Origin of the sequence: Daejeonella sp. H1SJ63 (genome assembly GCF_029360775.1) — a bacterium.
In the GTDB taxonomy this organism is placed as follows: Bacteria; Bacteroidota; Bacteroidia; order Sphingobacteriales; family Sphingobacteriaceae; genus Daejeonella.
Window position 1 is genome coordinate 66,953 of the sequence record NZ_JARKMZ010000036.1, and the last position, 16,230, is coordinate 83,182.

General features: G+C 39.6%; 15 protein-coding genes. 2 read left to right on the top strand and 13 right to left on the bottom strand.

Annotation, left to right across the window (positions count from 1 at the left end):
• Positions 1–109 precede the first annotated feature (109 nt).
• The 4 genes from P2W72_RS12915 to P2W72_RS12930 all read right to left on the bottom strand — a co-directional run bounded on the left by P2W72_RS12915 (position 110) and on the right by P2W72_RS12930 (position 4,447).
• On the bottom strand, positions 110–1,195 hold the full coding sequence (locus tag P2W72_RS12915; RefSeq protein WP_276363238.1) for a PAS domain-containing sensor histidine kinase: 1,086 nt from the start codon (positions 1,193–1,195) through the stop codon (positions 110–112).
• Positions 1,196–1,272: 77 nt separating this feature from the next.
• Positions 1,273–2,487: a voltage-gated chloride channel family protein gene (locus P2W72_RS12920; RefSeq protein WP_276363240.1), complete on the bottom strand. Its 1,215-nt coding sequence runs from the start codon at positions 2,485–2,487 to the stop codon at positions 1,273–1,275.
• 218 nt (positions 2,488–2,705) lie between these two features.
• The gene (locus tag P2W72_RS12925; RefSeq protein ID WP_276363242.1) at positions 2,706–3,881 is read right to left on the bottom strand and encodes an MFS transporter; all 1,176 of its coding nucleotides are present in this window, start codon (positions 3,879–3,881) and stop codon (positions 2,706–2,708) included.
• Positions 3,882–4,111: 230 nt separating this feature from the next.
• On the bottom strand, positions 4,112–4,447 hold the full coding sequence (locus P2W72_RS12930; protein WP_276363244.1) for a hypothetical protein: 336 nt from the start codon (positions 4,445–4,447) through the stop codon (positions 4,112–4,114).
• A 518-nt stretch (positions 4,448–4,965) separates the two neighbouring features.
• Between P2W72_RS12930 and P2W72_RS12935 the strand changes: the two genes are divergently transcribed.
• Complete coding sequence (locus P2W72_RS12935) at positions 4,966–6,129, top strand: Fic family protein (RefSeq protein ID WP_276363246.1); 1,164 nt, start codon at positions 4,966–4,968, stop codon at positions 6,127–6,129.
• A 177-nt stretch (positions 6,130–6,306) separates the two neighbouring features.
• On the opposite strand, the gene P2W72_RS12940 is transcribed toward P2W72_RS12935, so the two are convergent.
• The 6 genes from P2W72_RS12940 to P2W72_RS12965 form a co-directional block, all read right to left on the bottom strand.
• Complete coding sequence (locus P2W72_RS12940; RefSeq protein ID WP_276363248.1) at positions 6,307–7,428, bottom strand: hypothetical protein; 1,122 nt, start codon at positions 7,426–7,428, stop codon at positions 6,307–6,309.
• On the bottom strand, positions 7,400–8,287 hold the full coding sequence (gene yhdJ, locus P2W72_RS12945; protein ID WP_276363250.1) for an adenine-specific DNA-methyltransferase: 888 nt from the start codon (positions 8,285–8,287) through the stop codon (positions 7,400–7,402). The genes P2W72_RS12940 and yhdJ overlap by 29 nt, the downstream gene beginning before the upstream one ends.
• Positions 8,288–8,701: 414 nt before the next feature.
• On the bottom strand, positions 8,702–9,904 hold the full coding sequence (locus tag P2W72_RS12950; RefSeq protein WP_276363252.1) for an IS91 family transposase: 1,203 nt from the start codon (positions 9,902–9,904) through the stop codon (positions 8,702–8,704).
• Positions 9,905–9,915: 11 nt separating this feature from the next.
• Positions 9,916–10,749, bottom strand: a complete 834-nt coding sequence (locus P2W72_RS12955; protein ID WP_276363254.1) for a tyrosine-type recombinase/integrase — start codon at positions 10,747–10,749, stop codon at positions 9,916–9,918.
• 182 nt (positions 10,750–10,931) lie between these two features.
• Positions 10,932–11,891 carry a site-specific integrase gene (locus P2W72_RS12960; protein ID WP_276363255.1) on the bottom strand — a complete coding sequence of 320 codons (960 nt, stop codon included), beginning with the start codon at positions 11,889–11,891 and terminating at the stop codon, positions 10,932–10,934.
• A 190-nt stretch (positions 11,892–12,081) separates the two neighbouring features.
• A complete protein-coding gene (locus P2W72_RS12965) occupies positions 12,082–12,435 on the bottom strand; it encodes a hypothetical protein (RefSeq protein WP_276363256.1) in 354 nt (117 codons plus the stop codon).
• Positions 12,436–12,592: 157 nt separating this feature from the next.
• Between P2W72_RS12965 and P2W72_RS12970 the strand changes: the two genes are divergently transcribed.
• Positions 12,593–12,934, top strand: coding sequence for a single-stranded DNA-binding protein (locus P2W72_RS12970; protein WP_276363257.1), 342 nt, complete (start codon positions 12,593–12,595; stop codon positions 12,932–12,934).
• 339 nt (positions 12,935–13,273) lie between these two features.
• On the opposite strand, the gene P2W72_RS12975 is transcribed toward P2W72_RS12970, so the two are convergent.
• From P2W72_RS12975 to P2W72_RS12985, 3 genes are read right to left on the bottom strand one after another with little or no spacing between them, the layout of a single operon-like run.
• Complete coding sequence (locus P2W72_RS12975) at positions 13,274–13,762, bottom strand: hypothetical protein (protein ID WP_276363258.1); 489 nt, start codon at positions 13,760–13,762, stop codon at positions 13,274–13,276.
• Between the two features lie 10 nt (positions 13,763–13,772).
• Positions 13,773–14,477 carry an SDR family oxidoreductase gene (locus tag P2W72_RS12980; protein WP_276363259.1) on the bottom strand — a complete coding sequence of 235 codons (705 nt, stop codon included), beginning with the start codon at positions 14,475–14,477 and terminating at the stop codon, positions 13,773–13,775.
• Between the two features lie 5 nt (positions 14,478–14,482).
• Positions 14,483–16,228 (bottom strand): aromatic amino acid hydroxylase, encoded by a 1,746-nt coding sequence (locus tag P2W72_RS12985; protein ID WP_276363260.1) that lies wholly within the window; start codon positions 16,226–16,228, stop codon positions 14,483–14,485.
• Positions 16,229–16,230: the final 2 nt, after the last annotated feature.

Here is a 16,230-nt window from a genome sequence, read left to right on the forward strand (position 1 = left end):
TTTTGGATGCTGTTTTTGCAGTCATGAGCCCTTCGGGGTTTAATCAGCAAAGGTTCCATCCAACAAGTAAAATAAACGGATGAAATTTACTCCTTTATTTCTTCTTTGATTAAGCTCTGAAATACAGGGTAAAGGTAGAACCATGATTGACCTGGCTATCCAATGTAATACGACCTCCGAGGCTTGTTATATGGTTGTAGATGAGGTAAAGTCCGATGCCTTTGCTGTCGCTGTGATTGTGAAACTTCTGGTGCAATCCGAAAACTTTATCTTTCACTTTTTCCATGTCAAAGCCCATGCCGTTGTCTGTAAATATGATCTGGCAACCATTATCTGTCTTTTTTGATTTGATTTTGATAACAGGCGTTAATTCAGGCTGAGCATATTTGATGGAATTTGTAACCAGATTCAGGAAGATACTTTCCAGGTAAGCTTTATTGAAATTTATGCTTTCCAGCTCAGAGAAATCAGCATCAATTTTAACTTTTGAATTTTGAATATGAGACTGTATGGAGCCCAGAACACGGTTGAGGTTTTCCTTCAGGTTCAGTTCCTCAATTTTTACGTTCAGTTTATCCTTCTGAATCATCACATCAACAGAATTGTTCAGGGTATCGTTCAGGTTTTGCGCAGATGATTTCAGGAATGAAAGATACTTCTGAATATTTTCATCAGTAATATTGAATTCATCCAGAAGGTTAATAATTGAAAGCAGGTTGTTGACCGGCGATCGCAGATCATGGGATGTGGTATAGCTGAACTGCTTAAGATCCTGGTGAACCTGGGTTAAATTAGCCAGATGCTGATTACGTTCTTCTTCCAGCTGCTTTTTCTCAGTGATGTTTTTTGCAATTGCATATACGAGCTTGTCTTCAGGTACAGGAATGGATGTCCACGATAACCAGATTACTCTGCCGTCTTTGGTCAGATAACGGTTCTCAAAGTTCAGTACAGGATTACTGTTGCTGAGTTTGGTTTGCAGGAGTTTAGTTTGTTCACGATCGTCTGGATGAACGAATGAAGTAATAGGCCTTGAGCTAAGTTCTTCAATGGAATAGCCCAATTGTTCAGACACAGCGGGATTAATCCGTTTAAAATAGCCGTCAAATCCGGCTATGCATAAAAGGTCGGGAGATAATTTGAAGAAATTCTCAAACTTATATGAAGGGTCAATACCTAAAGCTTGCTCCTGCATGTTAAACACGGTAAATGTTAAACAAACTTAAATAAAAAAATAACGGAACCGGAAACAAAAAGCTTAAATATTGTTAATTATGAGGATAATGACTGTTTTTTGATCAGGTTCAGTCTTTCATAAACCATAAGTTTTAGTCCGCCGATCTTTTGTGAAGAATATATCCCGGACGGACCTGAAAACAGGCTGGAGATGTAGCAGGCCGGGACAATAAATGGAGCGCTTTCGAAGCCAAACAGTTCTATTCCCATAATTGCACATGCCAGAGGAGTATTGGTTGTTCCGGCAAAAACTGCTACAAAGCCCATTCCGGCAAGCAGTGCCGTAGGAAGCGGAAATATCCAAACCAGGGTATTCCCCAGAGCGGCACCTATGTAGAAAAGGGGAGTAACCTCGCCCCCCTTGAATCCTGCACCGATCGTAAAAGTTGTAAACAGGATCTTCATCAGAAAATCGTAGCTATTCAGGTTTTCTGTAAAAGCCTGCTGAATAATGGGTACTCCAAGTCCGATGTACCGGGTATTACCCAGCAACCATACCGCAATGGCTATAAAAATACCCCCAGTAAGTGGTCTGAATGGTGCAAATGGAATTGTGCTCTTAAAGGTGCTTGCCCAGAAACGGTTAGATACTGTGAATAAGAAAGCTGTTAATCCGAAAATGATGCCTGCCGATGCGGCCATTGCCATATTCTGAATACTGATTTCAGGTACTGACGGGATGGTGTAATGAGTATGACTGATATTCCATGCTGTACAGGTATAGTCGGCAATAAATGCGGATAGTAATGCAGGAATAATAGCTTTATATCTGATTTTTCCATGTACAAGTACTTCAATTGCAAATACGGCCCCTGCCCATGGAGTGCCAAAAACAGAAGCAAAACCTGCACTGATACCAATAATGATCAGCATTTTCCGGTCGTCTGCTTCGGGTTTAAAGAACCTGCTGAACTGATCTGAAATTGCGGCAGCCATCTGAACGGCTGTGCCTTCACGACCGGCAGAGCCCCCGAAGAGGTGAGTAATCAGAGTGCCCAGCAATACCATTGGGGCCATTTTAAAGGGAATAGTTTTCTTTGGATTCTGGTATTCGTCAAAAAGCAGATTATTGCCTTTGACTACCTCTTCACCCCAGTAATGATAAGCTGTGCCTATGAGCAATCCCGCAAACGGTAAAAGTGCAATAAGCCATAAATTGCTTTCACGTAATGCGGTAAACAGATCCAGCAGGTAAAGAAAAAGAGCTGAGGCTGTTCCTGCAAGAATTCCCACCAATGCGGTAATCAGCAACCATTTCAGGATAAGGATGAGTCCTGTGTTACTTTTGTCTGGTGTATTTTTCGTTTTAATGGCCTGATTTTTTTTAATCCTGATTGTAAACTAAACTCTGTTTAAAGAATAGGGCATAGTTTTACCGGCACAATTTATAAATATTTTTGATTGGTAGGATTTAGTGTAGCTGAGGATTGGAGAAATGAAACCGGTAAATCAAATACAGATATCAGCTGTTAAAGATCATTTTTTGAAAAAGGCAATTTCAGGAAATAAACTACCAGAATTAATGTGCCGGTAGCAGTGCTGATAAATGCTGCTGCCGGACCGAACTGATACCAGATCAGTCCGGTAATTGAGCTTGCCAGCAGGGTAAAGATACTTTGTAAACCTGTATAAGTTCCGATAGCAGTTGCCGTGTCTTTCTGATCCGTAATATTGCTGATCCATGCCTTTGAAACACCTTCTGTTGCGGCAGCATATATTCCGTAAATAAAAAATAACAGAAAAAATATATAAAAGTTAGCGGTAAATGGCATGATCAGATAAACGATGGAGAATAAAATTAAACCGGCAATAAATACGGTTTTCAATCCCAGTTTATCAGCCAGAATACCAGCCGGAAATGCGAATAAGGCATAAACCAGATTGTAGAAAATATAGACTCCAATTACTGAACTGTCGTTTAAGCCTGCCTGCCTGGCATGAAGCAGTAAAAACACATCAGAGCTATTGAACAGGGTAAAAATTAAAAGTCCGGCACTGAGTTTACGGTACATCGCCGGACTTTCTTTCCAGTAATTCAGAAATGAAAAGAAAGAATTGCGCTTGAGTGTTTTGATTTCAGCTTGGTTCTTTTCTTTCAGCAGGAGAGAGGCGCTAATTGCCAAAAGTCCGGGAATAAATGCAATGAGGAAAAGAGTTTTATAATCGCCGGGCCGGTAATACAAATAGACCAATGCGGCTGCCGGACCAATGGCTGCACCCAGTGTATCCATGGAGCGGTGAAAGCCGAAAATCTTTCCTTTGTCTTTCCGGCCGGCTTCATCCGAAAGTATGGCATCTCTTGCTCCTGTGCGGATGCCCTTACCGATGCGGTCGAGAGTGCGGACAAAAAATATCCAGAGCGGAAAAACCGATGCCGCCATCAGGGGTTTGCTGAGTGCGCTCAGGGTATAACCTATCTGTACAAAAGGAACTCTTTTACCCGATAAATCTGATTGTTTGCCAAAATAGCCCTTGCTTAGTCCGGCTGTAGCTTCCGCAATCCCTTCCAGAACCCCAATCAAAACAATGGAGAACCCGATTGATTTAAGATAGATCGGCATAATAGGGTAGAGCATTTCACTCGCCATGTCGGTCAGAAGACTGATCATCGAGAGGATCCATACGGTTCGGCTGATCGCTTTCAAATTAGATTTTACAGGTTTTATGCTGGTTATAGTTAATCAGTTTCATTTTTGCCGGGCTTCAAACTGCAGGAGATACGATGAAAAGTTAAATGAATTTAAGCATTTAGGGTGTAAGAGTGGGGAGGAATTTCTATGATCACCGGTATCCGGAAAAAATGCAAAAGATTTTCAATACAATTAAATCATTTACATTTTATCCCGTTTTAATTCAATACTTAAAGAAAGATCCTTTATTCCAGATATTTTTTAGTACAGCTATTGTATACCTGTTTGATATCAGTAACGTTTTGGAAATTGTCAAATGAAATTTTTTCATTTGAACAGCTATATCCGTATGATGGTGGTATACCCAAACAGACAGGACACATTACATTCGGGAAATAAACTATTTTATTCTGATACTTGCCGGAGTACAGGTTAACTTCCATTGCATTCTCTTCTGTGCATTTCAACTCATTATCAAATAGCTGTTTCATCCGGATTGCACATTCAGATGCATCTGTCTGATCTTTTTCACAACTGCTGAGCGAGAAAGCAATCATGAATACGACTAATATTTTTTTCATTGAACATTGTTTTCTTTACAGACGTGTAGCTGATTGATTTTGCAACATACGTATTAAGATTAATGGTTCAATTTATAGTAATTATTTGATTGCCTTTAATTCAGACTGATTCAGGAAGATACAAACGCGGCCCTATCGTTATTGTTTGAAACGTGGATGAACGAGAACGGCGATTTTATCGCGGCCCTGATGTTTTATTGCCCTTCTATGGTGTTGTAAGCTTACAATTGCACATAAAGGGTTTGGGCTTGGCGAAGGTGGCGATTTTTAGCAGAAAAATTGATACAAAGCACTAATAGTTCAAATTTAGCAAAAACTGTCATTCGAAGCGGTGTCGTTAATTGTTAGCATAAATGTAATACAAGTGTGATACAGTTGTATTACAAATGCTGGTAAAGTACTTGTTAATTGTCTGAGTATTATATATACTTGTAAAGTATTGATAGACAAGGATAATGTAAGTCAGGATGTTAATTCTTGATTTTGCAGTTGTCAAATCAAGTTAACAACAAAATCAAATGTCAGAGGCAGAGTTTTTACATTACGATTTGAAATTGATAGAGCCGTCTTTCGGTTCTTCACTTACGGATTTAATTATTGAGTTGGATTATCTTCGAAAGAAACCGCTTGGAGGTTCAACACACCCGAAGGTTTTTTTTCAGTTGAAACATATCTTTCATACTCTTGAAAGTATTGGGTCAGCAAGGATTGAAGGAAACAATACAACTATTGCTGAATACATTGAAACTAAACTTACAGAAACCCAAAAAGTTCCGCCAAGTATTAAGGAAATACGGAACATAGAAAAGGCGATGGCTTTCATTGAGGAAAATATAAAAGATTGTCCAATCAACAGAGCTTTTTTGAGTGAGATGCACAGAATGATTGTTGACGGATTGTTGCCACCTCCAAATGGAGAAGGTGATGCAACTCCTGGTGAATACAGAAAAGTAAACTTGAAAATAAATAAGTCAACGCATAAGCCGCCTGAATGGTTAAAGGTTGGTGATTATATGAATGAGTTGATAGATTTTGTCAACAGAGAAGATAGCCCTAAATATGATTTGCTTAAAGCCGCTATTGCACATCATCGGTTTGTTTGGATTCACCCTTTTGGAAACGGTAATGGCAGAACTGTTCGTCTGTTTACTTATGCAATGCTTGTCAAAACAGGATTCAATGTTAATGTTGGAAGAATCATAAACCCTACTGCCGTGTTTTGCAGCAACAGGAATGATTATTATACAAACTTGTCCCAAGCAGATAAAGGAACAGATGAAGGAATAATTACTTGGGTTGAATATGTTTTAAAAGGTCTAAAAGAAGAAATAGAAAAAATTGATAGGCTGTCGGACTACAATTTCTTGAGAAAGGAAATACTGATTCCTACAATTGGTCATTCTTTAGAAAGGAAATATATTACTGATGTAGAATCAAAGATTTTGAAAAAAGCTATTGATATGCAAGTTATCCAAGCTGCTGATGTCAAAGAATTTTTTGGCGGCAAGGCTGATGCAGAAGTGTCAAGGCAAATCAGAAAACTAATTGATAAAAAAATGCTTGTCCCAGAAAAGGAAGGCACACGAAAATATGTTTTGAGATTTGATAACAGCTATCTTCTTAGAAGTGTTATAAAGTCATTAGGTGAAAAAGGTTTCCTTCCTGTCCGTGATGAAGTTTGATAGTTGCACTATCTGTTGGGGGGTGAAATGCTTGCCGGTAACGTTTTGCGGCTTGGCGTAGTGGCGGATTTTTAGCAAAAAAGTTCAATCGAAGAACTGCACTTGAACCTACCACAAAACTGTCATACGAAGCACTGCACCCGCCATTACGCCAAACCGCTGTTATGTGCCGTTCTTCTATTCTTCGTCCTCGTCCGTGTCCTCATAGTTAAACTCAACTTTGCTTTGAATTACTACTTCGTCAAGGATTTTGTTTAGATAACCTTGTTTCACAGCATCGTTAAATCTGTCGTTGAGGGTCGGAATATTTATCACTTCTTCAATGCAGTCCATATAGGTGTCAACTATGGATTTTATTGAATATGTCTTGCTGGCATTGTCCCTGATTTTCTTTAATAGGTCTTCTGTCGGTTCGGTTGATTTAATTACAAAAGTGATTGGATACTTCTGTATTTTGTCAATGTCGAGAAAGTATTTTTTGAAGTCCAAAGTTTCTGTTACTTGAAAAAATCGCCCAAGCGGTTTCATTACAAAGTCAATACCTCCGTCATTTGCGTTTGTCCTACCTGTTTTGTAAAGTTTCAAATTCTCTTTGTTTAGTTTTTCAAGTTCGTAGCCCCAAAATATTTGCTGGTCGTGATAGAAATACTTGAGAATGGAATAACTAACGATTTCAAAGAGCCTTGCATCTACATTTGGTGCAAGCAAACCAATTACAAACTCCTCAATTTTTTTCGGGGTAGTCTTGCCAATTTCTTGCAACTCCTCACAAGATTTCACAAAGCGTTGAAAAGCATCTTGCTTTGTCTTGGAATATTCGTCAATAATTTCAATGATAGCCTTTGCGACATTGAAGTTGGCTTTGCCAACTTTTATTTTCAAAAGGTTTTCATTTATCCAATAACGATTTGTCTCGTGGTTACGAAGAATTGGAATAAACTCTGAACTTGGAAAATATTTCTGAAATTCCGAGTTCATTCTGTTGTTCAATGCGTGATTTTGAAGTTTGCTTCCAAAAGGTAATTCTCTTTGGCGTTTGAAAAGTTTTACAAACGCTGCTCCTTCGTATTTTGAATAATCACCTTTTTGGTCAAAGCCATTGGCGATATAATCTTCTATGATAACATAGATAGCGTAAAGGTTTGCGAAACTTGAACGAGATTTTGAACCCTTATTTGCAGAACGGGTTTTCTCGTTTATGTATTGAATTAGTTGGCTCTTATCGAAAATATCGTCAGCATTTTTGCCAAAGTGTTTTTCTAAAACCGATTTAATGTTTGCTGTGAATATATTTTCCATTTGGCTCTTCAAATAATTTTAAGGTGTTGGCGGTAGCCAACTTTTCTGTTTCAAATGTGCGGATTTCCTTTTGTAGTTTTTCGCCTTTAAACTCTTTGGCTAATTGTAATCTCCGCAAACCGATTTTTACATACTCGTCTTGAAGTTCTATTCCAATGGAATTTCTGCCAAGTTCTTTTGCTACAAAGCAAGTAGTAAATGTTCCCGAAAATGGGTCCATAACTAAGTCACCTTCGTTTGAACTTGCTTTGATAATTCTTTCAAGTAAAGCGATTGGTTTCTGTGTCGGGTGATTTTCGTATTCGTCCATTCGATAACGAATCCTTGCAAATTCCCAAACATTGCCAGGAACTTTCTCTGAACTATAAACTGTCGGAACAGCTTTGCGATAGTCAATAAGTTTACGTTTTGCCCCTGTTTTTGCTTCGACTAAAATGTCGTTTGTGTTAAAAGTGTAGTTATTTTTGTCTTTTACACAAAACAAAATCGGCTCATACATTGAACCATAGTATTTTTTGGCTTGAACACCTGAACTGTCGTAATACCAAACAAGACGAGAAAGTATGTTTAACTTTTTGCGAAGATAAATGTCAAAAAACGGCATAAACTGTGTCGCTGTCATTACATAAAAACTACCGTTTGGTTTAAGTTTTTGAATACACAAGTCAAGCCACTCGTAGCACCATTCAAGGTATGCTTCTTCGGTTTTCCATTTTTCAATGTGTCCGTTGAAGTTCTTACCAATGTTATATGGTGGGTCGGAAAAAATTAAGTCCACCGAGTTATCTGGTAGCGTTTTCAATGCTTCCAAAGCGTCTCCGTGAATAATTTTATGTTGTTCGTTGCCTAATATTTCCATTTTCAAATTCATTTAAAAGTCGTTTCAAATTTAGTCAAAAAAACAGGTCGTCGGTTTGAAAGCTGTCTGTTTTTGTCCACAGTTATTTCGTTGTAGCACCGTCTTTTAGAATGGCACATAACTAAATAGGATTTTATACGCAATTTAGCATAAAAATAAGATACAAGGAGCTGCGCCATGTTAATTGCGGATAAAATTAAGTTGAACGGAACCGCCTGTATTCCAATGCATTTGGCTATGGAGAAGTAATCTTTAGAATGGATATCATTGTAATAAAATAACCAGTTAATCTTTATAAATAATTTCACAAATCGGCATCAATAATTGTGTTCACTTCATTCAAACTACGATGAGGGCAAAGAGATTCCCGGCCACCTTTTAGAAAAATGCAGTAAAAATTTGATTTTCATTTTGTCAAGGAACGAAGATTGCGACTGATTCGGGAGGGGCTCGGTTTCCAATCAGCAATTCAGTAGTAACCATATTTCCTTTTTTACAAACCGGACATTTTAATATATCCATGCCGGTAATTACCAGAAGAGTATCTTGCCAGGAAAGCCCTGCCAATTTCGATTTTGAAGAGCTATAGGCCAATACCTTCTTACATTTCAATAATATCTCATTACGATTTCTGAATGCTAATATTCCATAATACCGGATCTTGCAAAATCCCTTTGGCAGTACGTGGAGCAGAAAGCGTCTGATAAATTCTGCTGCCGGAAGCTTCATTGACTTTATTCTTCCAAGCTCCCTGTAATCCTTCCAATTAAAAATGACCTGATCTCCTTCAATACCGGTAATCCGGTCGTTAGAAATAGCGACCCGATGGGTGTAGCGACTCAAATAATTAACGATATGAGCACTGTTTTTAAAAGGTTTCTTTGCATAAACCACCCACTCTTTTGCATACACCAGATTTAACAGTGCCTTAAAATTGCCTTTCAGATGTAAAGGTTTGATTTGCCCATCAAACTTGAGCTGGTTTTGACGATGCGCTTGTTTGAGCAGAGCAAGGAATTTTCCTTTAAAAACTGCGGAAATTACTTTTACAGGAATAAAGAATTTTTTAGACGATGGTCTCCAACATTGCGCCGTTTGACACCAACCACCCGATGGTACAATCGTATGCAGATGCGGATGATCCATCAGATTTTGTCCCCAGGTGTGCAACACGGCAAGTAATCCGCTTTGCACGTTCAGGTATTTTTTGTCTCTGGAAAGCAGCAACAAACTTTCGGATGCGGCTTTAAAAAGGATATCATACAAACATTTTTGATTAACAAGAGCCAACCTGTTGAGTTCCGATGGAATAGTGAAGACAAGGTGGAAATAACTTACAGGTAAAAGCGTAGTATTGAGTTTATCCACCCATTTAGCCTGTTTCATTCCCTGGCATTGAGGGCAGTGGCGATTGCGGCAGGAGTTGTAAACGATTCGCTTGTGTCCGCAATGATCACAACTATCTACGCGTCCGCCCATAGCAGGGGTGCGACAATGTTGTATGGCATACATTGCCTTGAGCTGTTGTTCGGGTAATTTATGCTCAAGCCTGTAGTTGCTTCCAAAGGATGCCAATACTTCCCTAAGCCCCGCAGAAGGAGCCATAATGGTTTCCATAAGAACCGGACTTACATGGAAAGGGTATCCAGTGGACTTTTTACGGCATAAACCGAATACTTCTGTACATGCAAATAAATGCTGGTGGTTCTCAGGGAAGTATGCCCCAGAAGCTGCTGGATAATAGGCAAAGAAACACCTTGCTCAAGAAGATGAGTGGCGAAACTATGACGCAAGGAATGAATACCTACCTGTTTATTGATACCGGCTTTTCGTAACGCATCTTTAAAGATATGTTGTGCCGTACGGGACGCAATGGGTTGATTCGGTTTGGTTTCAAAAAGCCACTCCCTCACCCGATAGATTTTCCAGTATTCCCTTAAGAGATGAAGGGCCACTGGGGATAAAATCGTGTAACGGTCTTTTGCCCCCTTGGCTTGTACCACCCTGATGAGCATCCGTTGTGAGTCAATATGTCGTATTTTTAAATTACACGCTTCCTGTAGCCGCAAACCGGCTGAATAGGTGAGCATCAGAAATGCCTTATGCTTTAAATTTCTGGGAGTATTGATGATCCTGCTCACTTCTTCTTTGGACAGAACCACAGGTAGTTTTTTTTCACGCCTTGGACGGGGAATATCAATTCCATCCCAATCTCTTTTTAAAACTTCACAAAAGAAGATTTTCAAGGCACTGATTGTTTGATTCATCCATGATTTACTGAGCTTTGCTTCGGTCAGTTTGTACTGGATGTATTCCCTGATTTGATCCACACTCAATAAATCAGGGGATGTCTTATAATGGGTAGAAAGACATACCAGACATTCAATGTAAGTGGCTATGGTATTCTTACTATAGCCCTTCAGCTGCATTTGCTGAATCATTTTGTTCCTTAATTCGCTCATGATAGTATGTTTTAGGTTTTACATACTATAAAGTTCGATACAAATTATAAAGCCGGTAAGGTAGCTACCGCTGCAAGCGGTTTAGTTCAACTTGTATATAAGGATGACAAAAGTTCCTCAAGCCGCCCAAATCAGGCAAGCTTGTGGCATGTTTATCATCCTTTATTAAATATGCACTTTACTTAAAGGATATCCAAATCATCAAATGGGCTTTTAATATTCTGCAAACTTTTCGTACTTACATGAGTATAGATTTCTGTTGTTTTACTGCTTTTATGCCCCAGAATTTCCTGAATGTATCGTAGATCGGTTCCATTCTCCAACAGATGGGTTGCATAGCTGTGCCTTAACCAATGAAGAGTCACCGGTTTTTTTATTTTTGCTATGCATAATGCTTGTTTAAGTACACTTGCTAAACTCCTCTCATTGTACTGCTCCTCCGGTTTTTGCCCTTCAAAGAGCCAAATCCTTGGTCTGTACAGTTTGTAGTATTCCTGTAATTGATAAATTATTCTTTCTGACAGAGGGACTACACGGTCTTTCTTCCCCTTGGCTTGCTTAATAATCAGCAGTTTTCTTTTGGAATCCACGTGGGTAATCTTCAGATTTAAAATTTCTGATCTCCTCAATCCACAGCTATATATCAGACAAAGCATCGCCTTGTGTTTGATGTTCTTAGGAGAATTCAGGATCATTTTGATCTCTTCCTTGCTTAAGACATTAGGCAAAACACTTGCACTTTTAGGTCTGTGAACCAGGTCTGGATTGATTCGTAGACCAGTTTGGGTTTTAAAGAATAATTTTATGGCATTAACTACCTGATTCTGATATGAGGCAGATAATCCGTTTTTAAGTAAATAGTTATTATTGTACTTAATTACATCCGAATTATCAATTTCAGAAATGGATTTATCCTTATGGAAGGTTAAAAACGATTTTAATGCATTAAGATAAGTTTCAATTGTATTTTCGCTGTAGCGTTTCGATCTTAACCATGATTTAAACCCCGCGATTTCCATTGATTTATTGGCTAAGGGATCTGCGACATTTTGAATTTTAAATTTTTCGCGGTATTCCACAGAATCGGGTAAATGCCATGCTTTTAAAGAATTACTCCATTTTGAACCGGATAATTTCTTCATTCTTAACACAAATTCAGTCTGATTGGGAAAGTAAACTGCAATTCGTTTCTCTCCCCTAATTTTTACAAGCTCAGCTTTCCATGGAATGGCCATATTTTTGAGAATTAAGAATTAAGTATTGAGATAGAGAGTGCTTCGTTTGACATTCAGTAATCAATTTCTAACCATCTGACAACTAATCACTAACCAACTAACCCCCGGCACGCTTCACCACCAGAAACACATCACCCTCCAATCTTAAAACCCCGTATTCATAACAGAAGTAATAGGTGTTTCCATTCCGGGTATGGTGCAGATGGGTATGGAAATCGGGGTTGAAGCCTGATTTAAGTAATTCATCTTTCCTGATCTTTGATTTTTGGGCTTTGAGAAGGGTAGAAAGCACAGTATAGTTCTTTCTGAGTATGATATTGATCTCTTTCAGCGCCTTAAATTGTGCTGAATGCAAATGATTATTGTAATGACTGCGGCATTGATCATCGCAGAATTTTTTGTCGGAACGCCCTCTCAGGGCAGCACCGCAGTCTAAACATTCACGGTCCATGGGTCAGCTATTGAATTGTGAATGAATTTAGTGCCTATTGGGTTTAATCGCTTATATCCGTATCTATCCGTTTAGTTTACGGCAAGGATCTGATACTCTGCACAACTTTACCAAACGATGCCGGGTGGCACGTATTTAAAACATAAATTTTAAGAACATGAGTAATCTTAGAAACAGTGTACGTCTGATGGGATTTTTAGGAAATGATCCGGAAGTAAAAACCATCAATGACAAGAAGAAAGTAGCAAGGGTATCTATTGCTACCAATGAGTCTTACAAGAATGACAAAGGGGAGAAAATTGAAGAAACCCAGTGGCATAACCTGGTGTTATGGGACCGTCTGGCTAATCTGGCTGAAAACTATCTGCATAAAGGCTCGGAAGTAAGTATTGAGGGTAAACTGAGCAACCGCTCCTATACCGACAAGGAAGGAGTGAAGCGATATATTACCGAGGTATTGGTGAATGATGTGCAGATGCTGGGGAAGAAAAGCATGTGAATCTGTTGTCAGTTGCCTGTTGTCTGATTTATAGATACTGGCAATCAATTAGCTGTTTTTCTTCAGGCAACAGACTATAGTTTGAGTATTAAGTATCAAGTATCAAGATGAAGGGTGCTAAATTTAAAATTAGCACTCTTTATTCAGGCAACTGACAACAGGCAACTGGTAACAGTATTGCGTAGTGAGTATTGCGCAGTGAGGTGAAGAGTGCTAAATTTCAAATGAAGCAGTCTTTATTCAGACAACTGGTAACAGGCAACAGATAACAGTATCAAGATGAAGGCTGCTAAATCTCGTGTGAAGCAGTCTTTATTCAGATAACCGGTAACAGATAACTCAGTTGAATCCCTTAAAATCCTCTCTTCCATAAACCCCGGGCCGGGCATGATCGCCTTCTTTAAAGCTGAAATTCACTTCAGTAATTCCTTTAATTTCAGTCAGTGAAAAAGTGACTTCAGCGAGGTAGGCTCTGGCACCTTCGGTACCCGATTGCATGGTCAGAAAACTCGCATCTTCAATCTTTACAAAGGCTCTCTTGCCTTCTTGTTTTTGCCATTCCAGTTTGATTTGCGGGTATTTCAGATTCAGGGCATCTACAATATCCAGTTCGGTCAGATTAGTCAGATTCGCTGCCGGGTTTTTTTTGATCTCCATCATCTGCGTGCTGTCGTTCAGTTCAACAATCCAGGGCACTTCAAGCGTTTTGCTCAGATCTGCCAGTGCTGCAGAATCAGCTGCTGGGTTTTCACTACCTTTTTTGGGATCGATGCGGCAGGAAGCCATCAGAACTATTGCCGCAAATAAGATGCTAAAGTTTCTGTTCATAATTTTCTGATTAAGGGGTGCTGTGTGCTACCGGAATGATTTTTCCGTTAAAAAATTTATTACCTGTAAGTGCAAAATTAACAATGTATTTTCCCATTTCAAAAGCCATTACCGGCGATTCATAACCGGGAAATGCCTGTTCAAGCATTTCGGTTTGTGCTGATCCTAAAGCCAGACAATTTACGGAGATCTTTCTTTCTTTGAACTCTCCTGCTAAACATTCTGTTAAAGCATGCAGTGCCGCTTTACTTGCCGAATAAGCTGCCAGTCCGGGGAATTTCTCACTTCCCTGAAATCCTCCCATGCTGCCAATATTCACAATATGGCTGTTTTCGGGCATTAGCGGTGCAATATGCTGTATCATTCTTACATGACCCAGGTAATTGCTCTGTATCATTTCTACAAAATCAAGCTCTGAGGTTTCCATGAAAGCTTTGTTCACAAGCATGCCTGCATTATTGATCAGGATGTCTACAGTGCCCATTTTTTCGCGCACAAAAGGAACCAGTCCGTTTTCATAGTCATCATGTACAATATCGAACTTTGCAGTGTACAGTGAACAATCAGGATTTAGTGCATTGGCAATTTCCTGTAATTTATAGAGTTTATCTTCCGACCGCGCAAGTGCAATAACTTTGTTGTCTTTTGATCCGATTAATTCCAGAACAGCCTCAAATCCAACTCCGCTGCTGGCTCCGCTGATGATAATATTCATGTTCTCTAATTTAATTGACTCTGATGCTGCCCCGATAGTCTAAGACCATTACGGATCAGCTGATTTAATTCCGCTTCGTTTGAAGCTTTTAGCTCCAGGTAAATTCTGATTTCCCCGGCAAGTTCTTTATTCTTGTTTTCTTTCTCAAATATCTCTAAAATTTCGAGTGCACAAAGCCAGTCTTCCCGATAATTTGTTTTGAGCTCATGCCAAACCTTTGGCAGCCGCTCATATCCGCTTCCTGTTTTCCTGCAATTTCGGACAATGCTGAACAATTCACGATACTGTTGTGTTTTTTTATCACAGGCTGGAGGAGTGATACCACAGGCAGATGCAGACTGTATTTCATCAAAAGTCTTTTTATCTGCAGCACCTGCATAAACAGAAACGATCTTTTCGCCTACCGCCATATCAAATTTACCCCATGAAGGTTTGAAATAAATATTCCCCGTTTCATCTTTCAGACTCGCTTCACTGAAGCTGATCAGGATAATTTTTGATTCCCGGCTAAGGATTGAAAGTACTGTTCCGCTGAGGATTAAGCCACTTTCGAAATGGATGACAGGCTGATTTCCCGGAACTATTCCAAGCTCTTCAAGCTCCTCTGAAGAGGCATCTTCAAGTGCCTTATCCAGATTTTTAATGCGTCCGACAGGAGAGGAGAAGCCATCGGAATGATCATGCTTCCCCTGATTTTCCAGTTGTTTGTTGCCAAAGGAAAGTGCGGTAGGTCCGGTGGTTTTGATGAACTGCAGGTTATCCTGTACATCCATTCTCAGATCGCAGAAAACTCCGCTGACCTGCAATCCTGAGCTGTATACTGCTGTGCAGGTACTTTTGCTTTCAATGGCTTTCAGGATGCCTTCAGTACCTCCGCACAGGTATGCCATGCGATCTGCGAATTCCTTCAATACTCTGCTCATGCTCTGAAAATCATCTGAAACAAAATACTGTTCCTGCCGGCCTGTAATGCTAAGCGGGTAATTGATGGCATCTATTGCATAGCTGTATTTTTTTATCTCCGGATGTTGAAGATGACGATGTTCTTTCAGCGAAGAATGAAATGCCGCGCCATAGGGTTTAAGGGTTTCAGGAGTTCCGGTAAGTCCGTATTCTGCCGTCCACTGATACAAGCGGTACAATAAGGCCATTTCTGAAGACTCAGCAGAATTTTTCTGGCAGAAATCCACCAGTTTTTCTGCTTTCCGGGTAGCTGCGGGATCAGGTTCTTCTGCTTTTTTCAGAAGAAGCAGATCGTATACGGCTTTTTGCAGCTGAAGATCTTTTACTGAATAAATGGCCCTGCTTCCAAGCTGACCCAGATGATAAAGATATTCCGGATCGGCAAACAGCAGGGCAGAAAGGGCAGCTGCATGTAAAATGTCGGGCGTATAACTCTGTTCGATATGCGACAGGGAACGGATAGCTGCTGAAACAGGTAGGACCCGGTGTGAAAGAAATTCCATGAATACAGATGGAGGAATCAGATCACTAACCGCGACCACACCCCATGAAATTTTGCTTAAAGCATCATTCATTTTCTGCAGTTCGGGAATTTGTTCGATACTTAAACCTGTAGCTTCGGCAACTGAATTATTAGGATGATTCAGACCATTTTGTCTCATCAGATACCGCCACAAAGCATGGTCAGCAGGCGTATAATACTCATATTGCTGCTCAATGATAAACTGCCTTAAATAAACAGGCATATTTTTAACCTGAGGGTTATGATAATCGTTGAAAAGGGTCATTT